This window comes from Aquisalimonas sp. (assembly GCF_007120195.1).
Classification (GTDB): Bacteria; Pseudomonadota; Gammaproteobacteria; order Nitrococcales; family Aquisalimonadaceae; genus Aquisalimonas.
In genome coordinates, this window is the sequence record NZ_SKOG01000131.1 from 1 (window position 1) to 3,304 (window position 3,304).

Annotated in this window: 5 protein-coding genes; 4 read left to right on the forward strand and 1 reads right to left on the reverse strand. The window is 63.3% G+C overall.

Going from position 1 to position 3,304, the window contains the following annotated elements:
* Window positions 1–109: 109 nt before the first annotated feature.
* Entirely contained in the window at window positions 110–1,009 is a 900-nt protein-coding gene (locus QZT63_RS09715; protein ID WP_290650721.1) for a LysR family transcriptional regulator, read from the reverse strand.
* A gap of 166 nt (window positions 1,010–1,175) precedes the next feature.
* Between QZT63_RS09715 and QZT63_RS09720 the strand changes: the two genes are divergently transcribed.
* From QZT63_RS09720 to QZT63_RS09735, 4 genes are all read left to right on the forward strand, one after another.
* On the forward strand, window positions 1,176–1,628 hold the full coding sequence (locus QZT63_RS09720; protein WP_290650723.1) for a DoxX family protein: 453 nt from the start codon (window positions 1,176–1,178) through the stop codon (window positions 1,626–1,628).
* 69 nt (window positions 1,629–1,697) lie between these two features.
* Window positions 1,698–1,931, forward strand: coding sequence for a hypothetical protein (locus tag QZT63_RS09725; protein WP_290650725.1), 234 nt, complete (start codon window positions 1,698–1,700; stop codon window positions 1,929–1,931).
* A 206-nt stretch (window positions 1,932–2,137) separates the two neighbouring features.
* A complete protein-coding gene (locus QZT63_RS09730) occupies window positions 2,138–2,863 on the forward strand; it encodes an alanyl-tRNA editing protein (RefSeq protein WP_290650727.1) in 726 nt (241 codons plus the stop codon).
* Window positions 2,864–3,071: 208 nt separating this feature from the next.
* Window positions 3,072–3,304: hypothetical protein (locus QZT63_RS09735; RefSeq protein ID WP_290650729.1), on the forward strand; the 233-nt coding region annotated here is incomplete at its 3' end.

Sequence of the window (3,304 nt, forward strand, 5' to 3'; positions counted from 1 at the left end):
AGCCCTTTCGCGGCGGTCGGTCGTCGCAGCCGACCGATGTGGCGCCGTCCGTAAAGGCGCGCCCGCACTCACGGCCCCGCGCCGGTGATGCCGGTGGCGCCGCTGTCGTCTACTCGCTCCAGCGCCGTGATCGGAGTTCGTCCACCAGGAAGTCGATGAGCAGTCGCACTTTGGGGGAGACGTGCTTGCGGCTCGCGTAGACCGCGTAGATGCCAAGCTCTATTGAGCGATACTCCGGCATGACTTCCACCAGTCGCCCGGCCTCCAGATCCGGGCCGACGATAAAGCTTGGCTGGAGGACGATGGCGCGGTGCTGCAGGGCGCCGACGCGGCAGGTGTCGCCGCTGTTGGTGCGCACAACCGGGCGAATCCTGCTGGTGACCGCGCCTTCTGGGCCCTCGAAGGGCCACTCGTCGCCCGGGGCGAAATGGCGGTAGGCCCAGACAACGTGGTTGAGCAGTTCGGATGGATGTCTTGGGTTTCCGTTACGCGCCAGGTATTCGGGCGAGGCGCACAAGACCATGCGTGTGGCCGACAGCCTGCGGCTGATGAGGGTCGAACTCGAGAGGCGGCCGATGCGAACGGCCAAGTCGTAGCCTTCCTCCACCAGGTCGACAACACGATCCGACAGGGTTACATCAAGGCTGACTTGCGGATGCTGGTCTTTGAAAGTGCCCCAAAGACCCGCCAGGTGCAGGATCCCGAAAGTGAACGGGGCGTTAATCCGCAGCTGCCCCGACGCCTGCCCACTGCGTGAGGTGATTTCCGCCTCCGACTCGTCGAGCTCTCCGAGGAGTTGTTTGCAACGCGTGTAGAAGACCTCCCCCTCCTCCGACAACGACAATCGACGTGTGGTGCGGTGCACCAAGCGCACGCCGAGCCGGCGCTCCAGCTGATTGACGTAGCGGGAGACGGCCGCCTTGGACATGCCAAGCGCCTCGGTCGCCTTCACGAAGCTCCCGGCCTCGGCCACCGCGACGAACGCCTGCATCTCCTGAAAACGATCCATTGTTGTGGTTTCCGGAACAAACCATTTCATCTACAGCAGTTTATCCCGGTTCGTGGGCCCAATACGATACCCCCATGCCTCGCACACCTCTACAAGACGGTGCCACCGGCGGCGGCGCGCGAGGCGAACGGAACTTCAACACGACACCCGATACAGGAGAGATCAGATGAATACCCGAGTCATCCAACGTTTGTTCACGAGCGATGCCGGCTGGGCGCCGCTGGCCCTGCGCGTCCCGGCGGGCATTATCTTCATGGCGCACGGCGGCCAGAAGCTCTTTGGCTGGTTTGGTGGTCATGGGCTGGAAGGTACCGGGCAATGGATGGCCTCGATCGGTCTCGAACCCGGGCTGCTGATGGCACTGCTGGCGGGCGGGGCTGAGTTTTTCGGCGGCCTCGCGCTAATCCTCGGCCTGCTGGTCCGACCCGCTGCCATCGTCCTTGCCTTCACCATGCTGGTGGCGATCTTCGCCGTGCATATCAGCAACGGGCTGTTCATCAGCAATGGCGGCTATGAGTTCGCGCTGGCTCTGCTGGCGTTGTCGGTGTCGTTGGCGCTCACCGGCGGTGGACGCCTGTCGGCAGACACTGCGCTGGCCGGACGGGTCCGCGAGGCCTAATCGACCCAAAGTTGCAAAATCGGTTCACGCCGGGGCGAATTCGCCTCGGCGTCGCTTAGGAGCATTACCGTGACATCCTTTCCCGCCCTGTTTGTATCCCATGGTGCACCGACCTTTGCGCTCGAGCCCGGTATCGCAGGTCCCCGGCTGACGGCGCTGGGTCGAACGCTACCGCGCCCCGAAGCAGTGCTGGTTGCAGCCGGCGCGGCCCAAACGGCTCTGCCCGCCTGCGTCATCGAGGGAGGTATGACACACGGCGTGCTATCGATGGATGCTTTCCTGTTTGGGCAGGAAGTCGCGTAGCAGGCCGGCGAGAAGAGCACAGCGAGATACCTTGGCATTTGGGCTGACGGTGCGTTATGGATGATCGGAGCACACGGAGATGTCATCCTTATACAACCCGGCAACGGCCCCATGCGACCGCTCTTTGGCCGGAGATAGCGAAGGTGTGCAACAAGGCACGTGCCCCGGGGCCGCGTCGGCCCGCACCGGGGTGTGGGAGGAGAGGCATGAACCCTGGGACCATGACAACCGAGCCGCTGTACCGTGAGGCCCCGTACGAGGTTACTTTCGAGGCTACCGTCCTCGCCGCCGATGACAACGGCATCGTCCTCGACCGCAGCCTCTTCTACCCCCAAGGGGGCGGCCAGCCGGGGGATGCCGGCACACTGGTCACCGCTGGCGGCACGAGCCTCGCTATCGGCGACACGCGTCGCGATGCCGACGGCGCAGTACGCCACCTGCCGAACGACGGGGTCGGACTGCCCACTGCGGGCGAGCGTGTGCACGGCGAAATCAACTGGTCGCTGCGCCATATTCGCATGCGCGTGCACACGGCCCTGCACCTGCTGTCCGTGGTTATCCCCGCACCCGTCACCGGCGGCTCGATCAGCGACGGCCAGGGCCGCCTCGATTTCGACCTGCCCGAGTCAACGCTCGGGCGCGATACCGTAACCGACGAACTGCGCAAGCTAATCGCCGCCGACTATCCGGTGACAACGGAGTGGATCACCGAGGAAGAACTCGATGCCCGCCCCGAACTGGTTAAGACCATGAGCGTCAAGCCGCCGCGCACCGGCGGCCCGGTCCGTCTCGTGCGCATTGGTGACATCGACCTTCAACCCTGCGGCGGAACCCACGTCGCCTCCATCGCCGAGATCGGGGACGTGCGTGTGCGCAAGATCGAGAAAAAGAGCCGGCACAACCGCCGCGTCAACATTGTTCTGGAAGGCTGACGGGCACTCTCACCACCTCCACCGAGCGCAGTTACTGCCGAACCCGGACGCACGCGGTCGCGTCGTTGATTCAGTAGGAACAAAGCCGGAGGCTGGATCGTATTTAATGACGCAGATGGTATCGGAGGATAGAAGGAACTACGTGCTGTGTTGGCGCCCTGTTTGCCTCGCGGCACAAGACCAACGCAACGGAGATTAGGTGTAACTGATGACCCGAATTAACTGGTTTGCACTCTGTGCGCTCTTCGTCTTGGCTGTGACGCTTGGACTTGGCCCTGTGGCCGCCGAAGATGACGAAGAGAAGAGCAAAGTTGAAAAAGGCTGGGAATCCCAGGACGCGGAACATCGGAAAGAAGGATACCAGCCGGACGAGAAAGACGATTGGGGCGAGCAGGAAAGCTTTGAGCTCGAAGACGAAGGCGAGGGACCGCAAGAAGGTGA